The sequence below is a fragment of the Enterobacter sp. 301B genome, assembly GCF_003850715.1.
Taxonomy (GTDB): Bacteria; Pseudomonadota; Gammaproteobacteria; order Enterobacterales; family Enterobacteriaceae; genus Enterobacter; species Enterobacter intestinihominis.
Genome location: NZ_PQTC01000012.1, coordinates 107,556 through 134,480, shown reverse-complemented (window position 1 = coordinate 134,480; position 26,925 = coordinate 107,556). Strand labels below are relative to the sequence as shown.

Genomic DNA, 26,925 nt, shown 5'->3' with positions numbered 1-26,925 from the left:
AGATATACCCCCTAAGGGGTAGGTGAAGGCGTATTTGATTTGCATCAATAAGTGCCCCTGCTGAATCGTTAAGGTAGGCAGTAATAGAAAAGAAATCGAGGCAAAAATGAGCAAAGTCAGACTCGCTATCATCGGTAACGGCATGGTCGGCCACCGCTTTATTGAGGATCTTCTCGATAAAGCCGATGCTAACCAGTTCGATATTACCGTGTTCTGTGAAGAACCCCGCAAGGCGTACGACCGTGTGCACTTGTCTTCCTACTTCTCTCACCATACCGCCGAAGAACTCTCTCTGGTGCGTGAAGGTTTCTACGAGAAGCATGGCGTAAAAGTGCTGGTGGGCGAACGCGCTATCACCATCAACCGTCAGGAGAAAGTGATCCACTCCAGCGCCGGACGCACGGTTTTTTACGATAAGCTGATCATGGCGACAGGCTCGTATCCGTGGATCCCGCCGATTAAAGGTTCGGAAACCCAGGATTGCTTCGTTTACCGTACCATTGAAGACCTCAACGCCATTGAATCCTGCGCACGTCGAAGCAAACGTGGCGCGGTTGTCGGCGGTGGTCTGCTGGGTCTGGAAGCGGCAGGCGCACTGAAAAACCTCGGCGTTGAAACCCACGTCATCGAATTTGCCCCGATGCTGATGGCGGAACAGCTGGACCATATGGGTGGCGACCAGTTACGCCGTAAAATCGAAAGCATGGGCGTGAAGGTTCACACCAGCAAGAACACCAAAGAGATCGTGCAGGAAGGCACTGAAGCGCGTAAAACCATGCGCTTTGCCGACGGCAGCGAGCTGGAAGTGGATTTCATCGTCTTCTCCACCGGCATTCGCCCGCGCGACAAGCTGGCTACTCAGTGCGGTCTGGCCGTTGCGCAGCGCGGCGGGATCATGATCAACGATACCTGCCAGACCTCCGATCCGGACATCTACGCCATCGGCGAATGCGCCAGCTGGAATAACCGCGTATACGGTCTGGTTGCACCTGGGTACAAAATGGCGCAGGTCGCCGTTGACCATATCCTCGGCAGCGAAAATGCCTTCACCGGCGCAGACATGAGCGCGAAGCTGAAGCTGCTGGGCGTGGACGTGGGCGGTATTGGCGATGCGCATGGTCGCACCCCGAATTCCCGCAGCTATGTTTATCTGGACGAAAGCAAAGAAGTCTACAAACGTCTTATCGTCAGCCAGGATAACAAAACCCTGCTCGGGGCGGTGCTGGTGGGCGACACCAGCGACTTCGGCAACCTGCTCCAGCTGGTGCTGAACGCCATTGAGCTGCCGGAAAACCCGGACGCGCTGATCCTCCCGGCGCACGCCTCCAGCGGTAAGCCGTCCATTGGCGTGGATAAACTGCCGGACAGCGCGCAAATCTGCTCCTGCTTCGACGTGACCAAAGGCATGCTGATCTCCGCCATTAACAAAGGCTGCCACACCGTTGCGGCGCTGAAGGCGGAAACCAAAGCCGGGACCGGCTGCGGCGGCTGTATCCCGCTGGTCACCCAGGTGCTGAACGCCGAGCTGGCAAAACAGGGCATTGAAGTGAACAACAACCTGTGCGAGCACTTCGCTTACTCTCGCCAGGAGCTGTACCACCTGATCCGCGTGGAAGGCATTAAGTCCTTCGACGAACTGCTGGAGAAACACGGCCAGGGCTACGGCTGTGAAGTATGTAAGCCTACCGTCGGTTCCCTGCTGGCGTCCTGCTGGAACGAATATGTGCTCAAACCAGAACACACTCCGCTTCAGGACACCAACGATAACTTCCTGGCCAATATTCAGAAAGACGGGACTTACTCGGTGATCCCACGTTCTGCCGGGGGGGAAATTACCCCTGAAGGGCTGGTCGCCGTGGGCCGTATCGCCCGTGAGTTTAACCTGTACACTAAAATCACCGGTTCCCAGCGTATCGGCCTGTTCGGTGCGCAGAAAGATGATCTGCCGGAAATCTGGCGTCAGTTGATTGAGGCGGGCTTCGAAACCGGTCACGCGTACGCCAAGGCGCTGCGCATGGCGAAAACCTGCGTGGGTAGCACCTGGTGCCGCTACGGCGTGGGCGACAGCGTGGGCTTCGGCGTCGAGCTGGAAAACCGCTACAAAGGCATCCGTACGCCGCACAAAATGAAGTTCGGCGTCTCAGGGTGTACCCGTGAATGTGCGGAAGCACAGGGTAAAGACGTGGGTATTATCGCCACCGAGAAAGGCTGGAACCTGTACGTGTGCGGTAACGGCGGGATGAAACCTCGCCACGCCGATCTGCTGGCTGCCGATCTCGATCGCGATACGCTGATCAAATACCTCGACCGCTTCATGATGTTCTACATTCGTACCGCCGATAAGCTGACCCGTACCGCGTCCTGGCTGGATAATCTCGAAGGCGGCATCGACTATCTGAAGTCAGTCATTATCGACGACAAGCTGGGCCTGAATGAACAGCTGGAATCCGAGATGACTCGCCTGCGCGAGGCGGTTATCTGCGAGTGGACCGAAACCGTGAACACGCCAGCGGCGCAGACGCGCTTCAAACACTTTATCAACAGCACCCAGCGCGACCCGAACGTGCAGGTGGTGCCGGAGCGTGAACAGCATCGTCCAGCTACCCCGTATGAACGTATTCCGGTGATGCTGGTGGAGGAAAACGCATGAGCCAGTGGGTAAACATCTGCAACATTAACGACATTCTGCCAGCAACCGGCGTCTGTGCCCTGCTGGGCAACGAGCAGGTAGCGATTTTCCGCCCTCGCCACGATGAACAGGTTTTTGCCATCAGCAATATCGACCCGTTCTTCGAGGCCAGCGTGCTCTCCCGCGGTCTGATTGCGGAGCACCAGGGCGAACTGTGGGTTGCCAGCCCGCTGAAAAAGCAGCGCTTCCGCTTAACCGACGGGCGCTGCATGGAAGATGAAAGCTTCTCGGTCAAACACTACGACGTCCGCGTGAAGGACGGCGAGGTGCAGCTGAAAGCGTAACCCCTCGCCTTTTCAATAGGAAAGGCTTATGACCCCTTATGGGTAACGGCAGGAAAAACCGTATGTTCTGTACGATTCCTGCTGTTATCCTGACGTCAATTCTTCCCCCGCCATGAATGCTGTGAGGTAACGTCGTGGATCACCTGCCGATTTTTTGTCAATTACGCAACCGCGACTGCCTGCTCGTGGGCGGCGGCGATGTGGCTGAACGCAAGGCGCGCCTGCTGTTAGAGGCGGGCGCCAGACTGACCGTTAACGCCCTCACCTTCGCCCCACAGTTTGACGTCTGGGCGCAGGAAGGGATGCTCACGCAGGTGCAGGGCGAATTTGATGAATCCCTGCTGGATACTTGCTGGCTGACCATCGCCGCAACGGATAACGATGACGTTAACCAGCGCGTCAGCGACGCCTGCGAAGCGCGCCGCATCTTCTGTAACGTGGTGGATGCGCCGAAAGAGGCGAGCTTTATCATGCCATCCATTATCGACCGCTCGCCGCTGATGATTGCGGTGTCGTCCGGTGGCCGCTCGCCCGTTCTTGCCCGTCTGCTGCGGGAAAAACTGGAAGCCGTGCTGCCTCAACACCTTGGTCAGATTGCCCATTACGCCGGGCAGCTGCGTTCCCGCGTGAAGCAAACCTTCGCAACCGTGGGCGAACGCCGTCGCTTCTGGGAGAAGTTCTTTGTCAACGACAGGCTGGCGCAGTCGCTGGCCAATCAGGACACCAAAGCGGTTGAAGAGACGACCGAGCAACTCCTCTCTGAACCGCTGGATCATCGCGGTGAAGTGGTACTGGTGGGCGCAGGTCCCGGCGATGCGGGCTTGCTGACGCTGAAGGGTCTCCAGCAGATCCAGCAGGCGGACATCGTGGTGTATGACCGTCTGGTCTCTGATGACATCATGAATCTGGTGCGCCGCGATGCTGACCGCGTGTTCGTCGGCAAACGGGCAGGTTATCACTGCGTACCGCAGGAGGAGATCAACCAGATCCTGCTGCGGGAAGCGCAAAAAGGTAAGCGCGTGGTGCGTTTGAAAGGGGGCGATCCGTTTATCTTTGGTCGCGGCGGCGAGGAGCTGGAAACTCTCTGCAACGCGGGCATTCCGTTCTCCGTGGTGCCGGGCATTACGGCGGCATCCGGCTGTTCTGCCTATTCCGGCATTCCGTTAACCCATCGCGACTATGCCCAGAGCGTGCGCCTGGTGACAGGCCACCTGAAAACCGGCAGCGAGCTGGACTGGCATAATCTGGCCGCTGAAAAGCAGACGTTGGTCTTCTATATGGGGCTAAATCAGGCAGCCACGATTCAGGCGAAACTGCTGGAGCACGGCATGGATGCAGATATGCCGGTCGCACTGGTAGAAAACGGTACCGCCATTACGCAGCGCGTGGTCGATGGCGTACTGACGCAACTGGGCGAGCTGGCGCAGCAGGTTGAAAGCCCGGCGCTGATCGTGGTGGGCCGCGTGGTAGCACTGCGTGAAAAACTGAACTGGTTCTCCAGCCACTAACGCACAATCTCTCTCCCGGGAGTAGTCTTGAAGCGGACTACTCCCTTCTTACCTCAGTCGATAACATACCGCCCGCGTAATGGAACTTTTCCATTTATTCCCTCGTGTTACATCCAATTTTTTGATTTTATTGACAAGGAATGCGTATGTTCAAACTGGCAAAAGCTGCCGTTCTGGTCGGCCTGTTAACAACTCTGACGGCCTGCACCGGTCACGTTCAAAATACTAAAAATAATTGCAGCTACGATTACCTGCTGCATCCGGCAATCTCCATTTCGAAGATCATCGGCGGTTGCGGCCCGGCGGCACAGCAGTAAGCGTTTTTCAGGCGTAAAAAAACCGGGGATTTCCCGGTTTTTTTGTTTCGTCAGTTTTGTCGGGTGGCGGCTCCGCCTTACCCGACCTACACGGTCCCGTAGGCCGGGTAAGCGTAAGCGCCACCCGGCAAAGCGGCTTAAGGTTTCGCCACAAACCCAATCGCGTCGTACACCGCTTTCAGGGTTTCGGAGGCGCGCGCGCTGGCTTTTTCCGCGCCCTCTTTCATCACTTTTTGCAGGAAAGCTTCGTCGTTACGGTAACGGTGATAGCGCTCCTGCAACTCGGTCAGCATGCCGGAAACGGCGTCTGCCACTTCGCCTTTCAGGTGGCCGTACATTTTGCCTTCAAAGTGTTTTTCCAGCTCAGGGATGCTCTGTCCGGTCACACCGGAGAGAATGTCCAGCAGGTTGGATACGCCCGCTTTGTTCTGCACGTCGTAGCGCACCACTGGCGGCTCGTCGGAGTCGGTCACCGCACGCTTGAGCTTTTTCACCACCGATTTCGGATCTTCCAGCAGGCCGATAACGTTGTTGCGGTTATCGTCAGACTTGGACATCTTTTTGGTCGGCTCCAGCAGCGACATCACGCGCGCGCCGGATTTCGGAATAAACGGCTCAGGCACTTTGAACACGTCGCCGTAAAGCGCATTGAAGCGCTGGGCGATATCGCGGCTCAGCTCCAGGTGCTGCTTCTGGTCTTCACCCACTGGTACCTGGTTGGTCTGGTACAGCAGAATATCTGCCGCCATCAGCACCGGATAATCAAACAGACCGGCGTTGATGTTTTCAGAGTAGCGCGCAGATTTATCCTTGAACTGGGTCATGCGGCTCAGCTCGCCGAAATAGGTGTAGCAGTTCAGCGCCCAGCCCAGCTGCGCGTGCTCTGGCACGTGAGACTGAACGAAAATGGTGCTCTTCTCTGGATCGATACCGCACGCCAGGTACAGCGCCAGCGTATCGAGCGTCGCCTTGCGCAGCTTCTCGGGATCCTGACGCGCGGTGATAGCATGCAAATCCACGATGCAGTAAATGCAGTGGTAGTCATCCTGCATGCTCACCCACTGACGTAACGCACCCATGTAGTTACCAATGGTCAGTTCACCTGAAGGCTGTGCGCCACTAAAAACGATGGGCTTAGTCATTATTCAATTCCTGATGTCCACTGTGCGAGAGCCCGAGTGCGGGCAACAAATCTTTGAAGTGGTCGAACACAACGTCCGGCTCACTCAGCGTAATGGCTTCACCGTAGTTGTAGCCGTAGGTCAACCCAACAGACGGGCAACCTGCCGCTCTGGCAGCCAGAATATCATTGCGGGAATCCCCGACAAAGAGCAGCTCCGCAGGCGCTAAGGATAATTTTCCTGCCACCAGCAATAGCGGTTCCGGATGCGGCTTTTTATTCTGCACGTCATCGCCGCCCACAATTACGGAGAAGTATTTCGCGATATCCAGCGCTTCCAGCAGAGGCGCAACGAACGGTGTTGGCTTGTTGGTCACCAGCCCCAGCGGGATGCCTTTCGCATGTAGCGCGCTCAGCGTTTCAGCGACATCCGGGAACAGGAAGCTGCCCTCTTCGACGGTCTCTTCGTAGAAACGGTCGAACAGTTTGCGCAGAATACGCTGCTGCTCATCCTGGGGAATATCCGCGTGGTCAACACTCGGTTTCCCTTGCGCAGAACGCTGAGAGGCACGTTCCTGACGAGCCCAGGTCAGCGCGCGCTCCATCAGCACGTCTGCACCGTTACCAATCCACGTCACGACGCGCTCTTCGCCCGCAACGGGGAGTTCAAGGGCATACAGCGCCTGATCGACGGCGCGGGTTAATCCTGGCGCGCTGTCGACCAGCGTGCCGTCGAGGTCAAATGCTACACCCCGAATAGCCTGCAATTTATCCATGACTTACCTTCGCCAGTTCACGGCGCATTTCATCAATGACTTTTTTGTAATCCGGTTGATCGAAGATGGCGGAGCCTGCGACGAACATATCCGCCCCTGCCGCCGCAATCTCACCGATGTTATTGACCTTCACGCCGCCGTCCACTTCCAGACGAATATCATAGCCAGACTCATCAATGCGGCGGCGCACTTCACGCAGCTTGTCGAGCGTCTGAGGAATAAACGACTGGCCGCCAAAGCCCGGGTTGACGGACATCAGCAGAATTACGTCCAGCTTGTCCATCACGTAGTCGAGATAGCTCAGCGGGGTCGCCGGGTTAAAGACCAGCCCCGCCTTACAGCCGTTCTCTTTGATCAGCTGTAGCGTGCGGTCAACGTGTTCGGAGGCTTCCGGGTGGAAAGTGATGATGCTGGCACCCGCCGCGGCGAAATCAGGCACGATGCGATCAACCGGTTTCACCATCAGATGCACGTCAATGGGCGCGGTGATCCCGTAGTTACGCAGCGCTTTAAGCACCATCGGACCGATGGTCAGGTTGGGAACGTAGTGGTTATCCATAACGTCGAAATGGACGACATCCGCGCCAGCCGCAAGAGCTTTGGCAGTGTCTTCACCCAGGCGGGCAAAATCGGCCGACAGAATTGAGGGGGCAATCAAAAACTGTTTCATCCGCATCTCCTTGAAATGTGTTTACCGGCGGGCAAAGGCTCAGGGTCGATAAAGCGCCAGAAGTTCGTCCACCTTTTTACGTGTGCCGCCATTGCTACTAATGCTACGCCGCACTTTTACCTGAAAATGCTTCGCGGCTTTGTACCATTCGCGCGTATCAGGCGTGTCGTGATTCGAAATTAACACCGGAATTCTTTTGCTGACCAGCTTTTCCGCCATCTCAGCCAGACGCGCCTGCTCGGCCGGGCTGAAGCTGTTGGTGTGGTAGGCGGTGAAATTTGCCGTGGCAGACAGCGGCGCGTAAGGCGGGTCGCAGTAGACCACCGAGTTTACGCCCGCCAGCTCCATGCACTCTTCATAGGAGAGACAGTAGAACTCGGCATTCTGCGCTTTTTCAGCAAAGTGATACAGCTCGTCCTGCGGGAAATAGGGACGCTTATAGCGGCCAAACGGCACGTTAAACTCGCCACGCAGATTATACCGGCACAGACCGTTGTAGCCATGGCGGTTGAGATAAAGAAACAACAGCGCGCGACGGAACGGGTCCTGGCTCTGATTAAACTCAGCGCGGAACTGATAGTAAATGTCCGGGTTGTTGTTCTCTGGCGTAAACAGCTTCCGCGCCTCTTCCACATACTCATCGGTACGCAGTTTGACGATGTTATAGAGGCTGATAAGGTCGCTGTTGATATCCGCCAGGATATAACGAGAAAAATCGGTATTCAGGAATACCGATCCAGCACCCACGAAGGGCTCGATAAGACACTCGCCTTTCGGCAGGTGCTTTTTAATATCGTCGAGCAGGGGGTATTTCCCCCCTGCCCATTTAAGAAAAGCGCGATTTTTTTTCATGCTGACTAACTGATTACACCTTCTCCGGCTGTGGAGAAAGCTCCGACAGCATCCTGCGCTTTAAACATTACTTCAGATCGGCCTGCACCTGATGAATTGGCTTCGCCCACGGGTTTTTCGCCTGCACATCGGCAGGCAGCGTGGAGACGGCTCGTTTTGCTTCATCTTTTGAGGCATAAACTCCGCTTACCAGAACGTACCAAGGCTGTCCGTTACGGGTCGTCTGATAAACCACATAGTTTTTCAGATTCGATTTCTTCGCCCAGGCGTTGAGGTTGTCGTAGTTAGACGAACTGCTCAGCTGCAACGTGTAGTTGCTGGATGATGCGGATTTCAGAGAACCCACGTTACCCGTCGTTTTACCTGCCGCGGTGCTGGATGCGCTAGCGGTTGGCGTAGCAGCCGGTGCCGCAGTTGCAGCAGGCGCGGTTGTGGTCGCCGTTGCTTTAGGTGCAGCGGTTGCCGCAGGCGTTGGCGCTTTAACCGGTTGGCTCACCGCAGGTTTTGTCTGCGCTGGCGCTTTCGTTTCTGGCGCTTTTGCCACGGTCTGCGGTTTCGTCTCACGCTTCGGCTCAATCACAGCCTGCTTACGCTCCTGACGCGGCGCAGTCTGGGTATGGCGCGGTTTGGTTTCCGTTGCCGCCGTTTGCTGCTGGGCATTGCTGCCATGAACTGGCGCAACGGTGGCAGGTTCAGTAGGCAGCGTGGAGTTCACCACGGCAGCGTTAACCTGCTCCTGATTCTGCGGCTGCGTCAGCGCGTTATTCAGATCGCCCTGAACTTCAACACGCTGCTGGCCCTCCGGCGTAACAGGCGCCTGGCCCTGAGTTGGGGTCGCAGAGACGGGCGGCAGAGAGATATCCTGACCGGCGCTGGTGTTACCTGCGGTCTGCTCTGCGGAAGTGGTGCCCGGCGCTGGCTGAGCGCCATTCGCCTGGTTGCTCGCATCGTTACCAGACAGGTCGATGCTCTTCTCGGCAGACGCTGTCTGCTCGGTAGAATGGGTAGAAGGTGCTTTTAGCGCGGAACCAATGCCGACAATCAGCAATACCAGAACCAGAACGCCAAGGCCCATCATGATGTACTGACGGGAGGCCGGTTTTGCCGCTACCGCTTTTTTACGTTTGCGCGGACGACGTTCAACAGGCTGTTCATCCATTAACTCTTCTTCGGATTCATACTCCTCGTCTTCACGCTCATTTCGCGCATTACGGCTACGCGAAGGGCGACGATCGTCTGCATCCAGATCGACATCGTCAAAGTTGATCTGCGGCTCGTTATCACGTTCTGAAGATTGACGAGAACGACCAGTACGACGATCGCTGGGATCGGGTTTCAGCTCGTCTTCTGGTTTGAATTCATCCATTTAACACCCCACTCAAAGGCTTCTGCCAACGACTCTGCATTTACCTGAAGCTAAAACGACCACCTGTTACAGCAGCCTGACCTTTCTAGTTGTTACGCCTGCTGACAATCAGCAATAGCGCCAAGTACGACTTCGTGCGGCACTCCGCCGCGCACTTCACTTTTCCCTATTGCAAGCGGGAGTACCAGACGCATCTCACCTGCCAATACTTTTTTATCGCGCATCATGTGGGGAAGGTACGCTTGCGCAGACATTTCCTGCGGACCACTCACCGGCAAGCCAGCACGTTTAAGCAACGTGATGATACGTGCTGTCTCTTCCGGCCTGAACTGCCCCAGACGTTCAGAGGCACGGGCCGCCATGACCATTCCGGCAGCGACAGCTTCACCGTGAAGCCAGTTACCGTAGCCCATTTCGGCTTCGATCGCATGACCAAACGTATGCCCCAGATTCAGTAAAGCACGTAAGCCGGTTTCACGCTCATCTGCGGCAACGACTTCTGCTTTCAGCTCACAGCAACGGCGAATACAGTAGGCCATTGCCTGCCCATCGAGGCGCAGCAGCGCATCCATATTCTCTTCCAGCCAGGTGAAGAACTCACCGTCAAGAATGATGCCGTATTTGATCACTTCTGCAAGGCCGGACGCCAGTTCGCGCGCTGGCAAGGTTTGCAGACAGTCGAGATCCACCACCACCGATGCAGGCTGGTAGAACGCGCCAATCATGTTTTTGCCGAGCGGATGGTTAACCGCCGTTTTACCGCCCACAGAAGAATCGACCTGTGAGAGCAACGTGGTTGGAATTTGAATAAAGCGCACACCGCGCTGGTAGCTGGCGGCTGCAAAACCGGTCAGATCGCCCACAACGCCGCCGCCCAGGGCAAGCAGTGTTGTATCACGACCGTGCGGTTTTTGCAGAAGTGCGGTAAAGACGGTATCCAGTACCGTCAGGCTTTTGTACTGCTCGCCATCGGGCAGAATCACACTGTCGACCTTCACGCCCGCCTGCTCAAGCAGGTGGCGTACACGGTCGAGATAAAGCGGAGCCAGCGTCTCGTTGGTGACCAGCATCGCCTGATCACCCGCTTTCAGTGGTAAGAAGGAAGCTGGATCGTTAAACAAACCAGCCGCGATGGTGATAGGGTAACTACGTTCCCCGAGAGTAACTGTAATCCTCTCCATGACGCGACATCCACCTTAAATGCTTTTACCCGCAGGCGAGTGTATATAAAGCCAGAATCAGTTGCTTTCCAGCATATGAATAATCTGGTTTGCAACCACTTTAGCGCTTTGATCGTCAGTACGAATGGTCACATCAGCAATCTCTTCGTACAGAGGATTGCGTTCATCGGCCAAAGCTTCCAGAACTTCACGTGGCGGTGTTTCAACCTGCAACAACGGGCGCTTTTTATCACGCTGCGTGCGTGCCAGCTGTTTTTCGATGGTCGTCTCAAGATAGACCACTACGCCACGGGCGGAGAGACGGTTGCGGGTTTCGCGAGATTTTACAGAGCCGCCGCCTGTTGCCAGCACAATGCCCTGTTTTTCCGTGAGTTCGTTGATCACTTTTTCTTCTCGGTCACGGAAACCTTCTTCGCCTTCTACGTCGAAGACCCAGCCCACATCCGCTCCGGTTCGTTTCTCAATCTCTTGATCAGAATCGTAAAATTCCATATTGAGTTGTTGAGCTAACTGACGCCCAATAGTGCTTTTGCCGGCACCCATAGGCCCAACCAGAAAGATATTGCGTTTCTCTGCCATTTTTTCGGTACTACTAAGACTATTCGTTAATGGTAATCCCCGCTGCGCAGACACCCGGCGTAGCAGGACATGAACTGAAACCTCATTTGCAATAGAGCGAGAGTCAGACGAAAAATTATCTCAATACTCCGGCTTGTTTGGCAACTGATTAAATCACCGTTCCCGGCGCATAAGGAAATAAGACGTAAGTCCAACTCAAATCGGTACTCCTTGTATGCTAATTCATGCCCCACGTCAAACATCTGCAACAAACTGAATGCAAAATCATTGCGGGGATCGTTACCCATTAATGAATACTGACCAGACGTGGCGTGATAAACACCACTAACTCGCGCCGTTCGTTATCTTTTCCGTCATGGCGGAACAGCTGACCCAGCCACGGTATGTTGCCCAGCACGGGCACGCTGTCGCGTCCGGTTTTATTCTTTTGCGAAAAGATCCCGCCCAGCGCGAGCGTTTCCCCACTTTTTACCTCTACCTGCGTTTCGATCTCCTGCTTATCAATCGCCAGCGTTTCGCCGTCCGCCTGTTGCAGCACCTGGCCAGGCATATTTTCACTGATATGCAGCTTCAGACGAACGCGGCCGCCCGGGAGCACCACCGGCGTGACCTCCATGCCTAATACCGCCTCTTTAAACTCAACGGAGGTCGCTCCGCTTTCGCCGCTGGAAACCTGATACGGGATTTCGCTGCCCTGCTTGATGCTGGCCGGCTGCATGTGCGACGCCAGTAGCCGCGGGCTGGCGATGATATCCACCTGCTGCTTTTGCTCAAGCGCCGACAACTCAAGATCCAGCATCCTGCCGTTGATGCGCCCGATATTAAACCCAACGTGTGTGGTTGCACTGGCCACCGACAGGTCAGCGCCCAACGTCGTGACCTGACCCACCTTACCGGCCTCCGTTGCGTCAGCGAGGTTCCATTTCACCCCCAATTCACGCAGGCTTTTTTCACTAATGGTCACAATCTGCGCCGCCAGTTCTACCTGCTCGACGGGCAGATCCATCTGCGCTGCCCAGCGCTGGAGCATGTCCACCACCGACTTGTTATCCCTGACCAGGAGACGGTTGGTGCGCTTGTCGACGGAGAGACTGCCTTTCGGACTTAAGAGCTTTTCCGCCGCTTTTTGCAATTCGGTCGCATCCGCATAAGCAAACGGAATGCTGTGAGAGAGCAGCGGAGCGTCGAGCAGACGCTGGGCCCGCTCCTGCGCTTTACGCGTCTGTTGCTCCCGCTGCCAGGCCGCCGTATGCACATAAAAAATGCCGCCCTCTTCCCGCAATACCAGCCCGGCACTGTTCACTACCGTCTGAAGCGCCTGCCTCCAGGGCACCCGCGTTAGATTCAGCGAAAGCGAACCGCTGACATCCGGCGACACCACCAGATTGCGATCCTCCTGCGCTACCATCGCCTGTAATACCTGCACCACCGGGACATCATCCACCAGCAGGGTGACCGGTTTTGGCGTCGCGGCCCACAGGGGCTGGCTGAGTGCCGCCAGTAACAGCCCTATCCATATCTTCACTTTTTTTCGTTCCTTCTCGCTGCCATGTCCATCGTTTCGGCTCGCACATCTCGCCGACATCAACGGTCAGTTGTTGTGTATCTATCGCACTCACCCGCCAGCCTGGCGGTAACCTCATCTGCGTTTTTACCCGGTGCCAGCGGTTCTGCCCGTCCTGCATAAGGCCGATATCCCTGCTGCCGCTGACTACTCCCTGATACCGCCACTGGCTGAGTTGCCCTGCTGCGCAACGCTCTTCCGGCACGGAGAAGGGATCCCGCATCCCGGTCAGGAAAAGCGGAGAAAGCAGGATCAGCAAACGGGTTTTACTGCGCATGACCGATCTCCAGTTGCAGGCTAAGGCGTAGCTGTTTTCCCTGTGGGGTGATGGAAAACGCGCTCACCCGCACGTTCTCAAGCGCCAGCCGGGAAAAGAGCGCCGGAACTGCGCCCCATAAGGCATCCAGCGCCAGCTCTCCCCCACTGTGCTGCGGTTTCCAGTACACCAGCCTTGCGTCCTCACGCTGAAATGCCAGCGGAGAAAAGGGCTGCACCGGCTTCACTTGCGTAACCACAGGTCGCCGCCCGGCCTTTGGCCACAGCGAGGCGTTGATTCGCTTCGCACTGCTGGCCTGCGCCTGAATATCGGCGTAGCACAGAGCAGCGGGTCTGAGCAGCGCTCCCCAAATCGCAAACGCAACGATCCCCGACGCGATCAACCAGCAAAGGACGCGCCGGGAAGGACGTGCATCTGTCCAGCGTTGATACCAGATGCCCACTGGCTACCTCCGGCTATGCAGTTGAAAAGAGAACATCCATCGCCCCTGGCTATCCTGTTGCAATTCGCCTGCCGGTCCGGGGTTAAACCCCGTCACCCTTTTCAGCGCATCGGTCATGGCGGAGAGCGTCGGGAGTGAGGGGGTATAGCCCGTCAGGATCAGCGAGGGTGGCTGATAACGCAGCGCCGTTAGCCACGCCTGCCGGGGCATTGCACTGGCAAGGGATTCAAGCGCGGGTTGCCATGCCACCGTCTCAGGCGGCTGCGAAGGGGGTTCCAGCCCCGCAGACTGCGGCTGACGGGCTTTCAATACCTTCTGCACCGCACGCGTTCCCGCCAGATCGCTCTGCAACGCCTGTGACGCGAGAGTCTGCGTCGCCCGAAGGCTGACGCCTCCCGCCAGCATCACCAACAATGAGGCGGTAAACAGCAGCCCCCAAAAACGCAGGCGCTGATTACGTTGCTGCCGACGCCAGGGTAAAAGATTGGGCATGCTCATTACGGCGCCTCGCTCATGGCCAGCGCCAGGGCGACGGTGTAATCAGCACCACATTCTGGCAACGGCGGCTGACACAGCGTCACCGCTTCCCAGGGATCCCGTGCAGCATCAAACACGGCGATATCAGAAGGAGAAAGTGCAAGCAACGCCGCCAGCTCATTCACCGTCGCCGCTTCTGTGGTGTAGCGCCGCCCCCACTGGTGACGCATCGCCCACAGCCACTGGTGTTTATCCCTCCAGGCTACGCACCGGACGGGGGCAACAGCAGAGAGAAGATTAGCCAGTGCGCCGGCATCCGGGACGATTGCGGCCAGGCGCAAACGCAGCGCTTTCGCCAGCGACAACAGGGTATCGACCTCTCTGTTTTGCGCGGCGGTAACCTGAAAAGTGTTGCTGAACGTATCCTGCGCGTAGTCAAAGCAGAGCGTATCGGGAGGCATCTCCAGCTCACGCGCTAATGCGGCGCCTACCCAGGTGAGCTGTTCGCTGTCACGCAAGTTAACGGATGGACGGGGCAACGCGCGTTGCAGAACGCGCGTTGCCGGAAATGAGAGAAATACCCGATGCGAGTGCGGCAATGTTTTCCGCCAGCCACGTAATGCATTAACCAGTTGTTCTGGCTTAAGTATTTTGCCTTCACCCATAACCCCGTCCGACAGCGGCACCGCCCACCAGCGCCGTAAACGCCAGCCGGCCCGCTCTCTGGTCAGCGCCACGGCAATCACCTTATCCTGTTGAATATGAACGCCTGTTTGCCACGTTTTAAAAGCCATGCTTCACGATCTCCTTATCGCCCGTCGGAGTGACGGCTATATCAATGAATCAGGCTTGCCTTTATACTACCGCGCGATTGTTTAGAAACTGCCCAGGCTAAACCAAATGGGAAATCTCCGGTGAAGTTCGTAAAGTATTTATTGATCCTTGCAGTCTGTTGCATTCTGCTGGGAGCAGGCTCGATTATTGGTTTGTACAAATATGTCGAGCCGCAACTCCCTGATGTCGCCACACTTCGTGATGTGCGGCTTCAGATCCCTATGCAGGTCTATAGCGCCGATGGTGAACTGATGGCGCAATACGGCGAGAAACGTCGTATCCCACTGACCTTAAATCAAATTCCACCCGTGATGGTGAAGGCTTTTATCGCCACCGAGGACAGCCGTTTTTACGAGCACCACGGTGTCGATCCGGTCGGTATTTTCCGTGCGGCAAGCGTGGCGCTGTTCTCCGGTCATGCCTCTCAGGGGGCAAGTACCATTACCCAGCAGCTGGCGCGTAACTTCTTCCTCAGCCCGGAAAAGACGCTGATACGTAAGATCAAAGAAGTGTTCCTCGCGATCCGCATTGAGCAACTGCTGAGCAAAGACGAGATCCTTGAGCTTTACCTCAACAAGATCTATCTGGGCTACCGCGCCTATGGTGTAGGGGCTGCGGCTCAGGTCTATTTCGGTAAGTCGATCGATCAGCTCACGCTGAGCGAAATGGCGACCATTGCCGGCCTGCCAAAAGCGCCATCAACGTTTAACCCGCTCTACTCACTGGACCGCGCCACCGCGCGCCGTAACGTTGTGCTATCGCGTATGTTGAGCGAAGGCTACATCAGCCAGGATGAGTACGATCGGGCACGCAGCGATGTGATTGATGCCAATTACCATGCACCGGAAATTGCTTTCTCATCGCCGTATCTGACGGAAATGGTTCGCCAGGAGATGGTGCGCCGCTACGGCGACAAAGCATATGAAGACGGCTATCGCGTTTATACCACCGTGACCCGCAAGGTGCAGCAGGCTGCCCAGCAGGCGGTGCGTAATAACGTGATGGATTACGATATGCGTCACGGCTATCGCGGCCCGTCCAACGTGCTGTGGAGAGTGGGCGAAGGCGCATGGGACAGCAAAAAAATTACTGATGCCCTGAAAGCGCTGCCGACCTATGGCCCGCTGCGTCCGGCGGTGGTCACCCAGGCCGATCCGCAGGAAGCGGTGGCGATGATGGCCGATGGTACATCCGTTTCGCTGCGTATGGAGGGTATCCGCTGGGCGCGTCCGTACCGTTCTGACACCCTTCAGGGGCCTACTCCACGTAAAGTGACGGATGTGGTACAAACCGGACAACAAATCTGGGTGCGTCAGGTAGGCGATGCCTGGTGGCTGGCACAGGTGCCGGACGTCAACTCTGCCCTGGTCTCCATCAATCCGCAGAACGGTGCCGTGATGGCGCTGGTTGGCGGGTTCGATTTCAACCAGAGCAAATTTAACCGCGCAACCCAGGCGCTGCGTCAGGTCGGTTCGAACATCAAACCGTTCCTGTATACCGCGGCGATGGACAAGGGGCTAACGCTCGCCAGCATTCTCAACGACGTGCCAATTTCCCGATGGGATGCCGGTGCGGGCTCTGACTGGCAGCCGAAGAACTCTCCGGCGCAATACGCTGGCCCTATCCGTCTGCGTCAGGGCCTTGGCCAGTCGAAGAACGTGGTCATGGTTCGCGCGATGCGTGCGATGGGCGTTGATTATGCGGCAGAGTATCTGCAACGCTTCGGCTTCCCGGCGCAAAACATCGTTCATACCGAATCTTTGGCGCTCGGCTCCGCGTCCTTCACACCGCTCCAGGTCGCGCGTGGCTACTCGGTTATGGCAAACGGCGGCTTCCTGGTCGATCCGTATTTCATCAGCAAAATCGAGAACGATCAGGGCGGCGTACTGTTTGAAGCGAAGCCGAAAATTGCCTGCCCTGAATGCGATATTCCGGTGATTTACGGCGACACGCCAAAATCCAATGTCCTTGAAAACAAGGACATGGAAGATGTTGCCATCTCTCAGGAACGTCAGAATCTGGCGGTGCCGCAGCCTCAGCTGGAACAGGCCAATCAGGCGCTGGTCGCCCAGAGTGGCGCGCAGGAGTATGCTCCGCACGTGATCAGCACGCCGCTGTCGTTCCTGATTAAGAGCGCGCTGAACACCAACATCTTTGGCGAACCGGGCTGGCAAGGCACCGGCTGGCGAGCGGGCCGCGATTTGCAGCGCCGCGATATCGGCGGCAAAACAGGCACAACCAACAGCTCAAAAGATGCCTGGTTCTCAGGTTATGGCCCGGGCGTTGTCACCTCGGTCTGGATTGGTTTTGACGATCACCGCCGCACTCTTGGACGCACAACCGCTTCTGGCGCAATTAAAGATCAGATTTCCGGTTACGAGGGTGGGGCTAAGAGTGCGCAACCGGCCTGGGATGCTTACATGAAGGCCGCTCTCGAGGGCGTGCCGGAGCAGCCGCTAACGCCTCCGCCGGGCATTGTCACGATCAATATTGACCGCAGCACCGGACAGCTCGCGAATGGCGGCAACAGCCGTGCCGAGTATTTCATCGAGGGTACGCAGCCAACCACGCAGGCGGTGCATGAGGTGGGTACCGAAATCATTGATAACGGCGAAACGCACGAACTGTTCTGACGCCAACAAAAAAGCCGGGCGGTGACGACGCCTGACCCGGCCTACAGCGTAATGCAAAACGGCAACCTTCGGTTGCCGTTTTTAATGGTGGCGCTACAAACGCCCCTGCCCCTTCAGCCACTCCCGCACCAGGAACAGTGCGCTCACGTTGCGTGCCTCGTTAAAGTCAGGATCTTCCAGCAAATCCATCAGATGAGCCAGCGGCCAGCGAACCTGCGGCAGCGGTTCCGGCTCGTCTCCTTCCAGCGATTCAGGATAGAGATCTTCCGCGACAACAATGTTCATTTTGCTGGAGAAATAGGACGGCGCCATGCTCAGCTTTTTCAGGAACGTCAGCTCTTTCGCGCCAAAGCCGACCTCTTCTTTCAGCTCCCGGTTTGCCGCTTCAAACACCGTTTCGCCCGGATCGATCAGTCCTTTGGAGAAGCCCAGCTCGTAGGATTCTGTGCCCACGGCGTATTCACGAATGAGGATCAGGTGCTCGTCGACGATAGGCACTATCATCACCGCTTCACGCGAGGAGGGGCGCATACGCTCATAAACACGACGCACACCGTTGCTGAACTCCAGATCCACACTTTCAACATTAAACAGACGCGATTTTGCGACGGTTTCAACATTCAGAATGGTGGGCTTTTGTAAGGGTTTGGTCATCTTGACGGGTCTTTGCTGGGTGAACTGGCTTTATTGTGCGATACGCCGCACGGTTTCGGCAATGTCAATTGCTATTTATTTACATTTATGCAACGTAACTGTAGGCAATTCTCATTTCAAAACAAATGTCAAGAGGTTGAAAAGTTTCCAGGAATTTGCTGATATCGCGCCGGAACAGGCTTTGTTATCATTACCGGTCACTGGGATGCGCGTCAACATGCTCAAGTTAGACTCCATACTTGCCGATAGCCGACCACAGAATCTCATTCATTGTACAAAAGGTGCGACTGACAACACCTGTAAGAAGATAAGTAAGATGGGGAAAGCATGAGCACCATTTTGATTTTTCTCGCTGCTGTGCTGGCCTGCGCGTCGATTGCGGTGTGGGTATTCAGGCGCCGCGTACATCGCCGTTATCGGCTGCCCTTTTTGAACGCGTTTGCCGGGGCAAACACGCGCAAGCTTTCGCCAGAGGAACGCAGCACCGTTGAGCAGTATCTCGACACGCTGAACCGATCCCGGCTTTCGCCTGGCCCTACCGGCGCCAGCACCGCCCCCGTATCGCTCAACCTGAACGCCCAAAGCGACACCGTTCTGTGCGTAACGCGCTCTATTACCCGCTACGGCATCACAACCGACGATCCCAACAAATGGCGTTACTATCTCGACTCTGTTGAAGTGCACCTGCCTCCCTTCTGGGAGCAGTATATCAACGACGAAAACAGCGTCGAGCTCATCCATACCGATACGCTGCCGCTGGTTATCTCCCTTAATGGTCATACTCTGAGCGAATATGTTCAGGAAGCGCCACGCTTTGCGCTGGAACGCGCAAGCGGAACGCAGGCCTCTATTCGTGGTGAAGAGACAGAGCAGATTGAACTGCTCAACATCCGCCAGGAAACGCATGAAGAGTACGTCCTGAGCCGCCCGGATGGCATTCGCGAAGCGGTGCTGATTGTCGTCTCGTTCCTGCTCTTTTTCATCTGCCTGCTGACGCCGGACGTGTTTGTTCCGTGGCTCGCGGGTGGCGCAGTACTGCTTCTGGCCGCCGGGCTGTGGGGCATATTTGCCCCGCCGGCAAAAACGTCATTACGCGAAATTCACTGCCTGCGCGGAACCCCAAAACGCTGGGGACTGTTCGGCGAGAACGATCAGGAACATATCAACAATATCTCGCTCGGGATCATCGATCTTATCTATCCGCGCCACTGGCAGCCGTGGATTGCGCAGGACCTGGGCCACAAAACGGATATTGATATCTATCTCGACCGCCACGTTGTACGCCAGGGACGTTACTTATCCCTGCACGACGAAGTAAAAAACTTCCCGCTTCAGCACTGGCTTCGCAGCGCGGTGATTGCCGGTGGCGCCGCGTTAATCTTCCTCATGCTGCTGCTTTTCGTGCCGCTGGATATGCCGATTAAATTTACCCTGTCATGGATCAAAGGGGCGCAAACCGTGGAAGCCACCAGCGTACAGCAGCTCGAAGAAGCGGGTGTACGCGTGGGGGATACGTTGCGGCTGAAAGGCACCGGGATGTGTAATATCCACTCACCGGGCGCCTGGAACACGCGCCAGAACTCGCCGTTCGCGCCGTTCGACTGCTCTCAGATCATCTGGAATGACGCCTCTCCGCTGCCGCTTCCGGAATCGGATGTGGTCAATAAGGCCACCGCGCTCACCCAGACGATTAATCGCCAGCTCCATCCAAAACCGGATGATGATTCTCGCGTCAGCCCTGCCCTGCGTTCGGCCATTCAGAAGTCCGGCATGGTGCTGCTGGATGACTTTGGCGAAATCGTCCTGAAAACAGAAGATCTCTGCTCAGCTCAGGATGACTGTATCCGGCTGAAGAACGCGCTGGTCAACCTCGGCAACAGCAAAGACTGGGACGCGCTGGTGAAACGCGCCGAAGCGGGACGCCTCGATGGTGTGAATGTGCTTTTGCGTCCGGTCAGCGCCGAGTCGCTGGATAACCTGGTGGCGACCTCTACCGCCCCCTTCGTGATGCGTGAAACCACCCGTGCCGCCCAGGCGCTTAACAGCCCGGCGCCGGGTGGTTTTGTGATTGCCAGCGATGAAGGCAGCGACCTGGTGGATCAACCCTATCCGCAGGTTTCGCTGTATGACTATCCTGCCCAGGAGCAGTGGAGCGAATTCCAGCGTCTGGCGCAGATGCTGATGCAGACGCCATTCAGCGCGGAAGGGATCGTCACCACCCTCTTTACCGATGCCAACGGCACGCGTCATATTGGCCTGCACCGTATGCCGGATAGCGCTGGCCTGTGGCGCTATGTAGGGACATCCCTGCTGCTGATTGCGATGCTGGCGTGTATTATCTGGAACGGTTATCAGGCCGTACGCCGCTATCAGCGCTCCCGCACGCGACTGGCAGAAATCCAGGCCTACTACGAAAATTGCCTAAACCCGAAACTGATCTCCTCTTCTGAGAGCCTGATCGGATAACGTCTCTGCGCGACAAGTTGTGCTACCCTGTCGCGCACGTTTCTTCTGGCTGGAGTTCCCCCTTATGCATCTTAATATCGACTGGCAGGCGGTCGATACCGTCCTGCTTGATATGGACGGCACGCTGCTTGATCTCGCCTTTGATAACTATTTCTGGCAAAAGCTGGTTCCGGAAACGTACGGTGAACAGCAGGGGATCTCCCCGGCGGAAGCGCAGGAATTCATTCGTTCGCAATATAGCGCGGTGCAGCATACGCTAAACTGGTACTGTCTTGACTACTGGAGCGAGCGACTCGGTCTGGATATTTGCGCCATGACCACCGCCCAGGGCGCACGCGCCGTTCTGCGCGAAGATACGGTCCCGTTCCTGGACGCGCTGAAAGCCTGCGGTAAGCGCCGTATTTTGCTGACAAATGCGCATCCCCATAACCTGGCCGTGAAGCTGGAACATACCGGTCTTGCTTCGCACCTTGATTTATTGCTTTCCACCCACACATTTGGTTATCCGAAAGAGGATCAGCGGTTGTGGCATGCCGTGGTGGAAGAGACCGGTTTACAGCCGGAACGCACGCTGTTCATTGACGACAGCGAGCCGATTCTGGATTCTGCGGCCGCATTTGGCATTCGCTATTGTCTGGGCGTGACCAATCCTGATTCCGGCCTGGCTGAAAAAAGCTATCTGCGACATCCGGGGCTGAACGACTATCGCCGGATGATCCCCTCACTCACCGTGAAGGAGACGCCATGAAAGAAAAACCCTCTGATGGGGTAAGACTGGATAAATGGCTGTGGGCCGCCCGTTTTTACAAAACGCGCGCCCTTGCCCGAGAAATGGTTGACGGCGGAAAGGTGCATTACAACGGTCAGCGCAGCAAACCGAGCAAGCTGGTTGAACTGAATGCCACGTTAACGCTTCGCCAGGGCAACGATGAGAAAACGGTGGTGGTGAAAGCCATTACCGAACAGCGGCGGCCCGCAACCGAAGCCGTTTTGCTGTATGAAGAGACGGCCGAAAGCATAGAGAAGCGCGAGAAAACCGCGCTGGCGCGCAAAATGAACGCGCTGACGATGCCTCACCCGGACCGGCGACCGGATAAAAAAGAGCGCCGCGATCTGATGAAATTTAAACACGGTGAGAGCGAGTAACCCTCACCTGCATGAGAGATGAAAATGGCCCAACACGACCAATTACACCGCTATCTGTTTGAACAATTCGCCGTGCGCGGCGAGCTGGTCACCGTATCCGAAACCTGGAAACAGATTCTGGAAAACCACAACTACCCGCTGCCGGTAAAAACCCTGTTGGGCGAACTGCTGGTTGCCACCAGCCTGCTGACCGCCACGCTGAAGTTCGCTGGCGATATTACCGTCCAGTTGCAGGGCGATGGCCCAATGTCACTGGCGGTGATCAACGGCAATAACCAGCAGCAGATGCGCGGCGTGGCGCGCGTTCAGGGCGATATCCCTGAAAATGCGGATCTGAAAACGCTGGTCGGAAATGGCTACCTGGTTATCACGATCTCGCCTGAAGAAGGTGAGCGCTATCAGGGCGTTGTCGGTCTGGAAGGCGATACGCTTGCCGCCTGCCTGGAAGATTACTTCATGCGTTCCGAACAGCTGCCAACCCGTCTGTTCATCCGCACCGGTGAAGTGGATGGCCAGCCTGCTGCCGGCGGTATGCTGCTTCAGGTTCTGCCTGCGCAGGATGCGCAGACCAATGATTTCGAACATCTGGCAACGCTGACGGAAACCATCAAAGCGGAAGAGCTGTTCACCCTGTCGGCGACCGACGTGCTGTGGCGTCTCTACCACGAAGAAGAAGTGACGGTTTACGATCCGCAGGCGGTGGAATTTAAGTGCACCTGCTCCCGCGAGCGTTGTGCTGGCGCCCTGAAAACGCTGCCGGATGAAGAGATCGACAGCATCATGGTGGAAGACGGTGAAATCGATATGCACTGTGACTACTGTGGTACGCACTACGTGTTCAATTCGATGGATATCGCGGAGATCCGCAATAACGCCTCTCCGGCGGATCCGCAGGTTCACTAAGCTCTGAGCCTGTTGCCCGGCGGCGCTACGCTTGCACGGGCCTACAATGAATTGTGCAATTTTTTGATATGATTGCTAATTGTAGGCCGGGTAAGCGTAGCGCCACCCGGCAAGAAAGAGCACTAACGCCGCCGCGCATTATTGTAACTGTCGTAGCTCATATCGACACGCTCCCCAAAAATCTCAATATCCGCCCAGGGCTTCACGACAGATTTCACTTTCCTCTGCCTTAATGCGCGGTCAAGTTCTTCTCTGGTCAATGCCTCCGGCATTTTCCACGCGTCCCCGGCGATCCTCCAGCCCGTGTTGGTTTGTGTGTAAGCCACGATCGTGCGATCGGTAAATTGAAATAGCACGGCTTCAGGCTTGCCGTCGCCGTTAAGATCCAGCGGCATGAGTAAACAGTTACTCTGGGCGCTATCGCAGCTCTCAAAGCGATACTGATTGCTGAGCATGGCTTGCCACAATGCCTTATCAGGACGAGCCATTCCCGGTGCGAGCTGGACCTGTTTTTCCAGCATCGCGGCGGTCATCTTACCTGCTCCGCCAGCGTTCCTGGAGAGAAGACCATTTATTTCACGCTGCCGTTTTGGGTTAGAGATAAACTGCGGATCGTTTTGCAGCGTGAGCATTGCCTCCCGCCCCTTTCGTCCAGCGTTACTGAGCATATACAGGCTGACTTGATCCGCCGTTATTCTGCCGTCCTGATAGCGGGCCATATGGCTTGCAACGCTTATTCGCCACGGATCCAGCACGGGGGTATGGAGCAACGCCAGGAAGATGAGGGAAAGCAGCCCGGTCGCCGGGATGACGTACGCATGGATCTTCTGCGGTTCACGGCGCTGAATCAGAACGCTGGCGCAAAAACCGACCGCCCAGACCAGCGCCACGATGGTTATCAATACCCCGTACAGACGCTCGGGTGACCAGCCGTATTGCGAAATGCGTAGCCACAGCGCCCACCCCGCCAGAACCGGATACGCGGGTACGATAGTCACAGCAAGGCGAATCATCCCTCGCAGCGGGGCATAGTAAGGCAGCGTTTGACGCTGTGGATGCCACACTATCGTCACCAGGAATAACAGCAGCAGCGCTAAGGTGGTCAGCAAGCCCGCGGCGGATATTCTGGCTGAAATGGATTCAAAGCCGACAAAAGGCAACGCGCCAATAAAGAGCAGCGCCAGCGCCGCCATCAGGGGAAGCAGACCGGTGGCGATGAGGGTCAGCAGATTTTGCAGGGCAAGGATTAACCTTACCTGCATACGCGTGAGCACGGCCGCACTGGCTGAAACCACGCCAATCGCCACTGAAATAAATCCGTCAGAATGAAAGAAAAGCCGATCAAAAAAGCCGATGCCGATAAGTTCGAAAAGCTCGGCCCAGAGGAAAAGCACCAGCCAGAAGAGACCATTCGAAACAAAAATAATGAGCAGCGTCAGCGCGTTATGCCAGTTTCGTTGATAAAAGTCGCTGTAGAACGAGGTAGTCGGGACGGGATCCAGACGCCGCTGAAGCCATGGCAACACGAACAGCGTCATCAGCAGCAGATGAAAGCCGAAAACGAGCATCTCATCTCTGAGATTCCAGCTTTCGAGTCCTGCAACGCTCCACTTAAGCCAGCCGCCCATACCCGCGACTGCCGCGCCGATCATCCCGAGTGACAGCCACAAAAATGGCTTTCTGAATGACGTCATGGCAAGAGACAACGTGGTTGTCATTACCACGGTGGCAGGTACTACACACATCAGCCACAGCGTATCCGATGGCAATTTTGCGTACTCGATATACCACGTAATTACATAGCAAATTACGCCCTGTAGAGCCCCCGCCAGCACGACGGCTACGCGCGTTGAAGGAGATAACGTCTCACGGTTTTCCATTTCTCATCCCTTGTTCATGAAAAATCTATTGTCTCATCAAGGCAAAACTCTGGCCCCCACCTCAAACTCTGAAAATAGCTGACCCAAGAGACCTGAATCGTTTTCCCAATGTAACTCTTACGTAATTTTCTTTCATGTATGCGATTACATTCACATTCTTCTGGATAAATTCACCAGAGATTAACCTTTTAAGAACATTTTCCCCAACCAAAAAGCGATTCCTGCGATAATCTGCCCGCCCTGTGACTGGAGTCGCAGCGTTTTCCGTTAGTAAGGGTTTTGACCAGATACGTAAATCTATGAGCCCCGTCGCGGTTAACATCCCCAGAAAAACCCTACAATTTCAGGCAGTACATATTGGCTAAGGAGCAGTGATATGCGTGTTAATGGTTTAACCCCGCAAGATCTCAAGGCTTATGGTATTCACGACGTCCAGGAAGTGGTCTACAACCCCGATTACGATACGCTGTATCAGGAAGAGCTCAATCCGGCACTGGAAGGGTACGAGCGAGGTGTGTTGACGAAACTTGGTGCTATCGCCGTCGATACCGGTATTTTTACCGGCCGTTCGCCGAAAGATAAATACATCGTCCGAGATGATACCACCCGCGATACGCTGTGGTGGGCCGATAAAGGCAAAGGGAAGAACGATAACAAACCGCTCTCTCCTGAAACCTGGCAACATCTGAAAGGGCTCGTCACCCATCAGCTTTCCGGCAAGCGTCTGTTCATCGTCGATGCTTTCTGCGGCGCTAACGCCGACACCCGTCTCTCCGTTCGGTTTATCACTGAAGTGGCCTGGCAGGCGCATTTCGTGAAGAACATGTTCATTCGTCCGACCGATGAAGAACTGCAAAACTTCACCCCTGACTTTATCGTGATGAACGGCGCGAAATGCACCAACCCGCAGTGGAAAGAGCAGGGTCTGAACTCCGAAAACTTCATCGCCTTCAACCTGACCGAGCGTATCCAGCTGATCGGCGGTACCTGGTACGGCGGCGAAATGAAGAAAGGGATGTTCTCGGTCATGAACTACCTGCTGCCGCTGCGCGGTATCGCCTCCATGCACTGCTCGGCAAACGTCGGTGAAAAAGGTGACGTGGCGGTGTTCTTCGGCCTTTCCGGCACCGGTAAAACGACGCTGTCCACCGATCCAAAACGTCGTCTGATTGGCGACGACGAGCACGGCTGGGACGACGACGGTGTGTTTAACTTTGAAGGCGGCTGCTACGCGAAAACCATTCGCCTGTCTGAAGAGGCAGAGCCGGATATCTACCACGCGATTCGCCGCGATGCGCTGCTGGAAAACGTCACCGTGCGTGCCGATGGCTCTGTCGACTTCGACGATGCGTCCAAAACCGAAAACACCCGCGTGTCTTACCCGATTTACCACATCGACAACATCGTGAAGCCGGTGTCGAAGGCGGGCCACGCCACGAAGGTGATTTTCCTGACCGCGGACGCGTTCGGCGTGTTGCCGCCAGTTTCCCGCCTGACCGCCAGCCAGACGCAGTACCATTTCCTCTCCGGCTTTACCGCTAAGCTGGCGGGTACCGAGCGCGGTGTGACCGAGCCAACCCCAACCTTCTCCGCCTGCTTCGGCGCGGCGTTCCTGTCGCTGCACCCGACGCAGTATGCGGAAGTGCTGGTGAAACGCATGCAGGCATCCGGCGCACAGGCATACCTGGTGAACACCGGCTGGAACGGGACGGGCAAACGTATCTCCATCAAAGATACACGCGCCATCATCGACGCGATTCTGGATGGTTCGTTGGATAACGCCGAGACCTTTACGCTGCCGATGTTCGATCTGGCGATCCCAACCGAGCTGCCGGGCGTGGATACGCGTATCCTTGACCCGCGCAACACCTACGGTTCACCGGAACAGTGGCGTGAGAAGGCAGAATCGCTGGCGAAACTGTTTATCGAAAACTTCGAGAAGTATACCGACACCCCGGCGGGTGCTGCGCTGGTGAGTGCGGGACCAAGGTAAAAGCAAAAAGGCAACGAAAGTTGCCTTTTTTAATGTTTTCTCCCTCTCCCCGTGGGCTGAGGGATCCCCAGTAATTTTTTTATGCAGAAGCAATAAAGTTGCTTTCTAAATGACTGAGGGCTGTCAGCGATGCCCTGGTCCGGCTGTAAATCGCTGAGGCGTTTCCTGCAGGCCGGGGCGAGGCGCAGGGATGCGCCGAGAGGGCGGCTTTACAGGGACGTTGCCTCCGCCCGTACCCGATAAGCCGGAAGGAATAAGCCGAGGGCACCGCGAAGCGGCGATTTTCCGCCGGGAGCCCGGGTCGCCAGGGTGGT

Annotated in this window: 25 protein-coding genes; 11 read left to right on the top strand and 14 right to left on the bottom strand. The window is 56.2% G+C overall.

The genetic code is table 11. From position 1 onward, the window contains the following. Positions 1-106 precede the first annotated feature (106 nt). From nirB to C3451_RS14800, 4 genes are all read left to right on the top strand, one after another. Complete coding sequence (nirB, locus tag C3451_RS14815; RefSeq protein ID WP_022649616.1) at positions 107-2,650, top strand: nitrite reductase large subunit NirB; 2,544 nt, start codon at positions 107-109, stop codon at positions 2,648-2,650. Next, positions 2,647-2,973 (top strand): nitrite reductase small subunit NirD, encoded by a 327-nt coding sequence (gene nirD / locus C3451_RS14810; RefSeq protein ID WP_022649617.1) that lies wholly within the window; start codon positions 2,647-2,649, stop codon positions 2,971-2,973. Before nirB ends, nirD begins: the two co-directional genes overlap by 4 nt. 134 nt (positions 2,974-3,107) lie before the next feature. Continuing rightward, positions 3,108-4,481, top strand: a complete 1,374-nt coding sequence (gene cysG / locus C3451_RS14805; RefSeq protein WP_045621721.1) for a siroheme synthase CysG — start codon at positions 3,108-3,110, stop codon at positions 4,479-4,481. A 146-nt stretch (positions 4,482-4,627) separates the two neighbouring features. Then, the gene (locus C3451_RS14800; protein WP_003861638.1) at positions 4,628-4,798 is read left to right on the top strand and encodes a YhfL family protein; all 171 of its coding nucleotides are present in this window, start codon (positions 4,628-4,630) and stop codon (positions 4,796-4,798) included. Between the two features lie 137 nt (positions 4,799-4,935). Here C3451_RS14800 and trpS read toward each other — a convergent pair whose 3' ends face one another. From trpS to pilM, 12 genes are all read right to left on the bottom strand, one after another. Next, positions 4,936-5,940 carry a tryptophan--tRNA ligase gene (trpS, locus tag C3451_RS14795; RefSeq protein WP_015571430.1) on the bottom strand — a complete coding sequence of 335 codons (1,005 nt, stop codon included), beginning with the start codon at positions 5,938-5,940 and terminating at the stop codon, positions 4,936-4,938. Next, entirely contained in the window at positions 5,933-6,694 is a 762-nt protein-coding gene (gene gph, locus C3451_RS14790; protein ID WP_124304339.1) for a phosphoglycolate phosphatase, read from the bottom strand. Before gph ends, trpS begins: the two co-directional genes overlap by 8 nt. Continuing rightward, complete coding sequence (gene rpe, locus C3451_RS14785; RefSeq protein WP_003861634.1) at positions 6,687-7,364, bottom strand: ribulose-phosphate 3-epimerase; 678 nt, start codon at positions 7,362-7,364, stop codon at positions 6,687-6,689. The genes gph and rpe overlap by 8 nt, the downstream gene beginning before the upstream one ends. A gap of 39 nt (positions 7,365-7,403) precedes the next feature. Continuing rightward, positions 7,404-8,216, bottom strand: coding sequence for an adenine-specific DNA-methyltransferase (gene dam, locus C3451_RS14780; RefSeq protein WP_022649620.1), 813 nt, complete (start codon positions 8,214-8,216; stop codon positions 7,404-7,406). A 67-nt stretch (positions 8,217-8,283) separates the two neighbouring features. Next, positions 8,284-9,582, bottom strand: a complete 1,299-nt coding sequence (damX, locus tag C3451_RS14775; protein WP_022649621.1) for a cell division protein DamX — start codon at positions 9,580-9,582, stop codon at positions 8,284-8,286. A gap of 92 nt (positions 9,583-9,674) precedes the next feature. Next, positions 9,675-10,763 (bottom strand): 3-dehydroquinate synthase, encoded by a 1,089-nt coding sequence (gene aroB, locus C3451_RS14770; protein ID WP_022649622.1) that lies wholly within the window; start codon positions 10,761-10,763, stop codon positions 9,675-9,677. A gap of 57 nt (positions 10,764-10,820) precedes the next feature. Further along, a complete protein-coding gene (gene aroK, locus C3451_RS14765) occupies positions 10,821-11,342 on the bottom strand; it encodes a shikimate kinase AroK (protein ID WP_003861630.1) in 522 nt (173 codons plus the stop codon). A gap of 286 nt (positions 11,343-11,628) precedes the next feature. Continuing rightward, positions 11,629-12,867 carry a DNA uptake porin HofQ gene (gene hofQ / locus C3451_RS14755; RefSeq protein ID WP_045621722.1) on the bottom strand — a complete coding sequence of 413 codons (1,239 nt, stop codon included), beginning with the start codon at positions 12,865-12,867 and terminating at the stop codon, positions 11,629-11,631. Continuing rightward, positions 12,779-13,183 carry a HofP DNA utilization family protein gene (locus C3451_RS14750; RefSeq protein ID WP_032621951.1) on the bottom strand — a complete coding sequence of 135 codons (405 nt, stop codon included), beginning with the start codon at positions 13,181-13,183 and terminating at the stop codon, positions 12,779-12,781. The genes hofQ and C3451_RS14750 overlap by 89 nt, the downstream gene beginning before the upstream one ends. Then, positions 13,173-13,625: a hypothetical protein gene (locus C3451_RS14745; protein ID WP_038416844.1), complete on the bottom strand. Its 453-nt coding sequence runs from the start codon at positions 13,623-13,625 to the stop codon at positions 13,173-13,175. The genes C3451_RS14750 and C3451_RS14745 overlap by 11 nt, the downstream gene beginning before the upstream one ends. Positions 13,626-13,628: 3 nt before the next feature. Continuing rightward, positions 13,629-14,123 (bottom strand): PilN domain-containing protein, encoded by a 495-nt coding sequence (locus C3451_RS14740; protein WP_045621724.1) that lies wholly within the window; start codon positions 14,121-14,123, stop codon positions 13,629-13,631. Beyond that, entirely contained in the window at positions 14,123-14,896 is a 774-nt protein-coding gene (gene pilM / locus C3451_RS14735; protein WP_045621725.1) for a pilus assembly protein PilM, read from the bottom strand. The genes C3451_RS14740 and pilM overlap by 1 nt, the downstream gene beginning before the upstream one ends. A 120-nt stretch (positions 14,897-15,016) precedes the next feature. Between pilM and mrcA the strand changes: the two genes are divergently transcribed. Beyond that, complete coding sequence (mrcA, locus tag C3451_RS14730) at positions 15,017-17,569, top strand: peptidoglycan glycosyltransferase/peptidoglycan DD-transpeptidase MrcA (RefSeq protein WP_045621727.1); 2,553 nt, start codon at positions 15,017-15,019, stop codon at positions 17,567-17,569. Between the two features lie 93 nt (positions 17,570-17,662). Here mrcA and nudE read toward each other — a convergent pair whose 3' ends face one another. Next, positions 17,663-18,223, bottom strand: a complete 561-nt coding sequence (nudE, locus tag C3451_RS14725) for an ADP compounds hydrolase NudE (protein ID WP_003861622.1) — start codon at positions 18,221-18,223, stop codon at positions 17,663-17,665. A 61-nt stretch (positions 18,224-18,284) separates the two neighbouring features. Here nudE and C3451_RS14720 point away from each other — a divergent pair, with 61 nt between their 5' ends. From C3451_RS14720 to hslO, 5 genes are all read left to right on the top strand, one after another. Continuing rightward, positions 18,285-18,554, top strand: a complete 270-nt coding sequence (locus tag C3451_RS14720) for a hypothetical protein (RefSeq protein ID WP_124304338.1) — start codon at positions 18,285-18,287, stop codon at positions 18,552-18,554. Next, the gene (locus tag C3451_RS14715) at positions 18,551-20,689 is read left to right on the top strand and encodes an intracellular growth attenuator family protein (RefSeq protein ID WP_045621728.1); all 2,139 of its coding nucleotides are present in this window, start codon (positions 18,551-18,553) and stop codon (positions 20,687-20,689) included. Before C3451_RS14720 ends, C3451_RS14715 begins: the two co-directional genes overlap by 4 nt. 64 nt (positions 20,690-20,753) lie before the next feature. After that, a complete protein-coding gene (gene yrfG, locus C3451_RS14710; protein ID WP_003861619.1) occupies positions 20,754-21,437 on the top strand; it encodes a GMP/IMP nucleotidase in 684 nt (227 codons plus the stop codon). Then, positions 21,434-21,835 (top strand): ribosome-associated heat shock protein Hsp15, encoded by a 402-nt coding sequence (gene hslR, locus C3451_RS14705; RefSeq protein ID WP_003861618.1) that lies wholly within the window; start codon positions 21,434-21,436, stop codon positions 21,833-21,835. Before yrfG ends, hslR begins: the two co-directional genes overlap by 4 nt. A gap of 18 nt (positions 21,836-21,853) precedes the next feature. Further along, the gene (gene hslO, locus C3451_RS14700; RefSeq protein WP_162268585.1) at positions 21,854-22,738 is read left to right on the top strand and encodes an Hsp33 family molecular chaperone HslO; all 885 of its coding nucleotides are present in this window, start codon (positions 21,854-21,856) and stop codon (positions 22,736-22,738) included. Positions 22,739-22,860: 122 nt separating this feature from the next. Here the strand turns inward: hslO and C3451_RS14695 are convergent, their stop codons facing one another. Next, the gene (locus tag C3451_RS14695; RefSeq protein ID WP_045621730.1) at positions 22,861-24,618 is read right to left on the bottom strand and encodes a DUF4153 domain-containing protein; all 1,758 of its coding nucleotides are present in this window, start codon (positions 24,616-24,618) and stop codon (positions 22,861-22,863) included. Positions 24,619-24,994: 376 nt separating this feature from the next. On the opposite strand from C3451_RS14695, the gene pckA reads away from it, so the two are divergent. Then, positions 24,995-26,611 (top strand): phosphoenolpyruvate carboxykinase (ATP), encoded by a 1,617-nt coding sequence (pckA, locus tag C3451_RS14690; RefSeq protein WP_045621731.1) that lies wholly within the window; start codon positions 24,995-24,997, stop codon positions 26,609-26,611. Positions 26,612-26,925: the final 314 nt, after the last annotated feature.